The following is a 7787-nucleotide window of genomic DNA, read 5'->3' as shown; positions in this document are numbered from 1 at the left end:
AAAGCCAAAGCAGAAGCAGAGGCCAAAGCGAAGTTAGCTGCAGACGCTAAAGCGAAAGCAGATGCCGAAGTTGCAAAACAAGCTGCTGAAGCTAAAGCCAAAGCAGAAGCAGAGGCTAAAGCGAAGTTAGCTGCAGATGCTAAAGCGAAAGCAGATGCCGAAGCTGCAAAACAAGCTGCTGAAGCCAAAGCCAAAGCAGAAGCAGAGGCCAAAGCGAAGTTAGCTGCAGATGCTAAAGCGAAAGCAGATGCCGAAGCTCAAGCTAAGTTGGCCGCTCTAAATAAACCTAAGGATGAGAATTCCAAATCAATGGATAAAATTGCCGAGACTCTTGATATGGCCGGTAAAACGCAACAACAATTATTGTCTCAGTTGAACGAGAAAGTGAAACTGAAAGAGAAAGAACTCCAGGATTTAAAAACGGAAAACGATTTAAGTGATAAAGGAATTGCGAGTGCCCCAAAACCATTTAAGAGCGCCGCTGCTCAAAATGCTGAGATTGATAACTTAAAAGCAGAAATTGCAATAGTAAATCAAAATCAGAATCAATTATTGAGTAACTTTAAGGCATTGTATGAAGAGCGTATTAAAAAAGTGCCAAACAAGAACGATGCCCTTACTTTAAGCTACTTGCAAAGTATAGAGCAATTAAAAGCAGAGCAAGCAAAAGCGGAATTGTCTAACAAAAACTTGTTAGCTACGCTAGAACAAATTAAAGTAGATACAGAAATAGAGAAAAAACGCCGTATCAAGCGTGCGAATTTCCAAAATGAAGACGATCGTTTTGCTAGAGATCAGGAAACCTTAAAACGTATTAAGGAGACAACTAAACTCAGTGCAACACCATTGAAACCAGAAGATTTTGATTTTGGTAACGAGCAGTTGAACATGCAGATTATCAAGAACATTAAAAATGTGGAAACAGGATATTATATAGTGTATGCGGTTCATGCAGACGTTGCAAAACGTGATGCATTCTTAACCAAAACGGTTTCGGCAGGTGAAAATAAGGTGAATTTCTTCTTTGATGTGAAGTCTTCTAATTATTTCATTTACACCACACGATTTGATGTTTTGGAGGAGGCGACTAAAACATTAGAGTCAAGAGGAAGCAAGCCGTACAATGCGAAAATGGTTGTTATAAAAGTTGAAAATTAATCGTGAATGAGGATTGGGATCTTTGATTAATGTATTAAATGCAACAACCGTTAGAGAATATTAAAATTGGAATTTAAAAATAAATACGAAGGAACAGTCTAGTAGCTTCCCCCAGAGCACTAGATTGTTACTTCATTAAAATACCACTACTATGAAAAAAACTACTTTTTTAAAAGTAATCCTACTTACTTTTATGTTTTTGCAAAGTTTTTTGTCTATTTCTCAAAACGTAGTTCCTTTTACACGTCGATTTGATCAAGACATCAAAGGAGATATGTTACTAATAGGTAATAGTATTTTGAATAGGAGATCAGCTACCAGGAATCCAAACGATCCTTATAATGGTAACAATTTGAACTCTGATTTTAGTATGGAGTTCATCAATGTTGATAACGGTGCCACTCCAGGTATTTTTAATTCTAGTAGTGCTAATCTAGTTGTTCCTAATCCGGTAGCCACTTCTGCACCTTGTTATAAAATTGTATACGCTGCTTTGTATTGGGGTGCTGTAACACGAGGAACCACTCCGGTGACCAATGTGAGATTTAGAATGCCTTCTGGTGGTTACAATGACGTGGTAGGAACCGTTATTCATAATTCAACTACACCTATAGGAACCAGTTTGCCGTATGCCTGTGTGGCTGATGTTACTAGCTTAGTGACTGGAACAGGGAATCCAAATCCAGAGGGGACTTATACATTAGCAAACGTTTCTACAGCTCAAGGTACAAATGGTGGTACAGGACTTTCGGCAGGTTGGTCTTTATATATTGTATATGAAGATCCTAAACTACCTGCAAAATCCATCACCTCTTACGATGGATTTAGTGCAATAAGTAGTACGGTCAACTTAGATATTCCAGTTACTAATTTTAGAACAATCCCAGTAGGGCCAGTACGAGGTAAATTTGCATTCTCCGCTTTAGAGGGCGATAGTAATATTGCAGGAGATAACCTTTCTATAAATGGTACTCTTTTATCAGCTGCAAATAGTGTACCAACCAATATTCGTCCTAACACTAACTTTTTTAATAGCTCGGTAACTTATATTGACCCTGCAACAGGAATCACTGAAAATTATCTCAACAGAACCCCTAACAGTTCTAATACGCTAGGGTATGATGCGGGTATTTTGAATATACCCAATAATGGAAATGTAATAATTGACAATAATGATACCAGCGCATTGATTGGGCTTAGGAGTAGTCAAGACGTGTATTTTTATTATTTTAATGCAATTGCCTTAGATATTATTGCCCCTAACATTGTTTTGACCAAGCAGGTTTTTAGTGATGCTTCTTTAACCAATGATGTTGGTAATCAAAATGTAACTAGAGGTCAAGAATTGCATTATGCAATTGGTTTTCAAAATATAGGAAACGATAATGCCGAAAATTTTACCATTACCGACGTATTACCTATTAATATTAATTTTGATCCAAATGACATTGTAGTCCCTAATAATTCTGGAATTACTTATGTTTATACTGCAGCAACAAGAACTATTGTTTTTACTGTTCCTAAAAATTTGGTCGTAGTTAGTGCTCCTAGATATAGAATACGTTTTAAAGTGCGTGTGGTATCAGAGTGTAATGAATTAAGTGATGTATGTTCTAATTCTATCCAAAATCAAGCATTTGCAGATTATCAAGGAGAAGCCAGTGGTATTAGGGTTGATGATCAAAGAAGTTTAGCTACTTTTGGAGCGTGTTTTTTAGGTACTCCAGCTCCAACCAATTTCTTAGTAGGTCTTGATGATTGTATTTACACAAGAAATTACCAGTTGTGTGGTGCCAGTGTAGTACTAACTGCAGCCAACGGATACGATGCTTATTCATGGTCAACCAGCCCATCAGGAACTCCAGTAATAGGAACTACACAATCTATTACAGTAACTCAAACCGGAACCTTTTATGTAACTAATTTTGCTACTGCTCCGTGTAGAACCATACGACAAGTGGTTACGGTTTCTCCGGCAGGTTCAGCAGTTACTAACCCAGTTATTCCTTTTGCAACACAAACAGTAACCTGTCCTAACAATGGTAAACTTTTACCTAAAATATTTTTGTGTGGAGCCAATGCCAGCCGTTTAATAACAACAGGAGTTTCCGATGCTATTTCCATTCAATGGCAACGCTTGAACGAAGCCAGTTGTCCTCCCGTGGGTTCAGATGATTGCGCCAATGAACAAACCAGTTGTACTTGGACTACAGTAGCTACTGGACAGAATTATACTGCCGACACCTCAGGTCAATATAGAGTAGTGTTTAATTATGCAGGGGGATGTTTTAATATTTTTTATTTTAATGTTTTTAAAAACTTATTAGATCCAACAGCTGATTCTAGAGATATCATTTGTAATACCACAGGACAAATTACAGTGGGTGGTGTTCCAGCAACGGGCTATGAGTTTAGTTTAAATGCAACTGGTCCATTTCAAACCAGTAATGTATTTCCAATTTCTACTCCTGGAGCTTACACCGTTTATATCAGACAACAAGGTGTGGTATCAAATCCATGTTTGTTTGAAGTACCAGGAATTGATATCCGAAGACGAAATTTCACAGTTAGTGAGTTTGTAACGCAACCTTTATGTAATGGAGATCGTGGAACCATAAGATTAGCTGCTAATGATGTGCGAGGACAATATTCATATATCTTAAGAAGAAATGGAACTATTGTAAACTCTTCTATTTTAACAAATAATAACTTTTTTGATTTCCCTAATTTAACATCAGGTACCTACACTTATGAAGTTACAACAGAGGATGGTTGTCTTGGAACAGGATCTATAGAGATAAGAGAGCCAGATATCTTAACAGCAACCGTTAATCTTACTAAATCTCTTACTTGTGAATCAGGTGAGATTACCGTTGCACCAGTAGGAGGAACTTTACCGTATGCTATATATGTCAATGGGGCTACTACTCCACAATTTGCTTATCAAATAAATACGCCTACAGCGGGATTATATGATTTATTGATTATAGATGCAAACGGATGTAGAACCACAACTTCAATAAACGTAGCAAGCGTTCCTACACCAGTCTATAACACAGAAGGTACTAATGTAAATTGTTATGGTGATACTACAGGTGTTATTAATTTTAACATGACTGCTGATAATGGGTATACCGTAACCTATAGTATAGATAACGGCTTGAACTATGGTACTTCAGGACTAATTTCTGGTTTAGCTGCAGGGACTTACAATACCATCTTAAAATACACATTGAATGGAGTAGAGTGTCTGGAACCTATGAGACCTATTACCATTACCCAACCATCAACTGCTTTAACTGCCTCAGCGGGGGTATCAGAGTTAGCAGGTTGTGGACCAGCCGGCGAAGGAAGGGTACGTATAACTAATGTCCAAGGAGGAGTTGCGCCTTATGAATTTAGCTTTGACAACCAAGGATCTTGGACCACCGTTAATAATGCTTTGAAAGCGCCAGGTAATTATATTCTGTATGTGAGAGACCGCAACAATTGTATTTTTCAAGCTCCAGTAACGGTAGATCCTGCTCCAGCAATTCCAAATATTAATGTGGGTACACCAGTTGATTTTAATTGTGACGGAACAGCCACAAGTATTGTAACGGTAAATAATCCAGGTAATATCAATTATACTTATAATTATTTTATTGATGGTGTACAAAACCCTAATACTCCAAGTAATATTTTCTTAAACGTTACTCCTGGAACTCATGCCATAAGAATAGATTATCAATTGTCTACTGTAACTACATTCAGTAATTTATTGAATGAAGATTTTGGTATTGGTGCTAATACCACTACTCCTGGTATTGCAGCAGCATATTGTTTTCATAATCTTGATGTAGTTCCATCTACTTGTACTAATCCAGCATTAACTTTAGAAGATAATCAATATGTAGTAACGAGAGGTTTAGTTCCTAATAACTCAGCGTGGTTTCCTTTTAGAGACCACACTACTGCAGGTGCCAATCCTAATGGACGCTTTTTAGCAGTTAATATTGGTGGAGCAGCTGGCGCTAATGGGGTATTGTACAGCAAGGTAATTAATGATATTATTCCTAATCAACCTGTTATTGTTGAAGCTTATGTAGCCAATTTATTCCGTGCTAATTTTGTAGGCGGAGTGGATCCAAGCTTTTCTTTTGAATTAGTAGATTCATCTGGAAATGTAGTTGCTCAACAACCACCAATTCCTCCAACACCAAACCCAACAGGAATTCCTCCAATACCAACAATACCACGTTCTAATAATTGGGTATTACGATCTGTATCTTTGAATCCAGGAAACAATACATCTTTAACATTCCGTGTTAGGTCTGGAAGTACAGAATACAGTGGTAATGATGCTGCAATTGATGATATTAGAGTATATCAATTGCCGAGAGCATGTGTTACCTCAAGAACTATAAATATCGAAGTACCTACAGGTCGTGCTTTTGCAGCTCAAGTTAATGGACAACGCAATGTGTCTTGTGCAGGAGGTGCTGATGGTGGGTTTACCATTACAGCTCAAAATTTTGATGCCACTACTGGTTTTGAATATTCATTAAATAATGGTGGTACATGGAGTGCTACTCAGTTAACTTCTCCTGTAGTTATAAATACATTAGGCGTTAATTCATATAATGTTTTGGTTCGTCCTGTAGGTTCTACAGTTACGGCTTGTTCTAAATCATTTACAGTAAACATTACTGCGCCTGCTGCTGTAACCGCTGCTGCTGCAATACTTACTCCGGCAACGTGTACCACAGGAGCAACCATTCGTGCAACTGGCGGAGGAGGAACTCCAGCCTATCAATATGAATTGCGTGATAGCAATGGTACTTCAGTAATTACCGCTTTTAATACTAGTAGAGATTTTACTAATGTTCCAGCAGGAGATTACACGGTATTTGTAAGAGATGCTAATAACTGTACTAATCCTGCCGGAGCATCCATATCTGTAATAGCACCTCCAGGAGTAACTGCTACACTGGCTACTACCACTGATTATTGTTTTACTACCGCTAATCCAGCAACGCTTGTTGTCAATGTTTCGGGAGGAACAGGGCCTTTTACCTATCAATTAGACAGTAACACTGCTGAAAGTTCAGCTTTAACCACTTATCCTTTTCCGAATGTTACGCCAGGAACCCACACTATTGTAGTAACAGATAGCAACAATTGTACATCAACAATTTCTAATATTGTTATTGCCCCACAGTTAGGTTTCAATGTTTCTTTAATCAATGATTTAACGTGTTTAGTTGATGCCTCTATTGGTAATCCAGTTATTACAAACGGATACGGCCCAACTTACACCTACACGGTTTCGCGCGATTCGGGAACACCTACTGCAGTGACTTCATTCCCATACACTGCAACTCAAGCCGGTAGTTATGTATTCACGGTGACAGACAGCCGTGGTTGTCCTGCAACAAGTAATCCTATTGTAGTAACACCAAAAACAACTCCGACACATATTACCGCAAAAACAGACATTACGTGCAACGGCTTGAATAACGGTACCATAACGGTAACCCCTTCAGGAGGATTTACTACTACTTATACGTATGCTATAAAATTAAGTACGGCTACTGCTTATACAACGCAAGCTACCAGCCAGTTTACCAGTTTAGCTGCAGGTACTTATGATATTAAAGTAATTGACAGCAAAGGTTGTGAGTCTACGCCAACGCAAGTAACGATTATAAATCCAACACCAATTGTACCAAACGCTAGTGCAACAGCATTTAGTTGTAGTCCTACCAATGCACCTCAATCGGCTACCATAACTGTTGCGCCTACAGGTGGAACAGGAACGGGAACGTATACGTATAGTTATAACAACGGAGGTAGTTTTGGACCAAGCAATACCTTGACTGTAAACAATAATGGCAGCGTTCAAACTATTCGAGTAGTAGTTAGAGACGCTAACGGTTGTTTGTCACCAATGCAACAAATAGATGTACAGCCATTAAATTCACCAACAAATTTAACTTTTAGCAATGCAGCAGTTACGTGTACAGCTACCACTACAACGGTATCTGTAACGGCTACTAATGGAGTAGGTGCCTTAACATTCTTGATTACAGGAACTAATTCAGGTACAGCTAATTCTAATTTTGGACCAATAACGACTGCAGGATCATCAGTAGCGGCTTCGTTCCCTAATTTATTACCAGGAAACTACACCTTTAGAGTTACCGATGCCAATGGATGTTACTACACCGAATCACATAATATTGATCCAGTTACGCCTATAGCCGTTGCGGCTAATAAAACCAGCGATGTTTTGTGCCAAGGCGGAAGTACAGGATCAGGAACCTATACCGTTTCTGGAAATGCTACAGTAGGTGCTTTCACATATACACCAACAACATTTAGTACAGGAACCTTAACCCAATCAGGAAATGTACTTACCCTAAGCAATGTGGCAGCAGGTACGTATACCGTACGTGTTACGGATACGGCAACAGGTTGTTTTGCTGATGGAACCATTACCATCAACCAGCCAGCAGCACCATTAGCGATTACTAATGCAGTTGCAACTAACTTTAATTGCAACAACGATAATGCTCAAATAACGGTAACTGCATCAGGAGGAACAACAGCTTACGGCTACGCAGCAGTACCAGCAACACCAGCAACAG

At 38.7% G+C, this 7787-nt stretch carries 1 protein-coding gene and 1 pseudogene; both read left to right on the top strand.

The features are described 5' to 3' along the window. Nucleotides 1-1158: pseudogene (locus FPG59_RS16625) on the top strand (hypothetical protein); the annotation flags it as partial. A gap of 151 nt (nucleotides 1159-1309) precedes the next feature. Then, nucleotides 1310-7787, top strand: a 6478-nt coding sequence (locus FPG59_RS11710) for a SprB repeat-containing protein (protein ID WP_086454782.1), incomplete at its 3' end; no start/stop codon positions are given.

The organism is Flavobacterium sp. FPG59 (genome assembly GCF_002150205.1).
In the GTDB taxonomy this organism is placed as follows: Bacteria; Bacteroidota; Bacteroidia; order Flavobacteriales; family Flavobacteriaceae; genus Flavobacterium.
The sequence above is the reverse complement of the archived record's forward strand: the minus strand, read 5'-3'. Positions and strand labels throughout refer to the sequence as shown.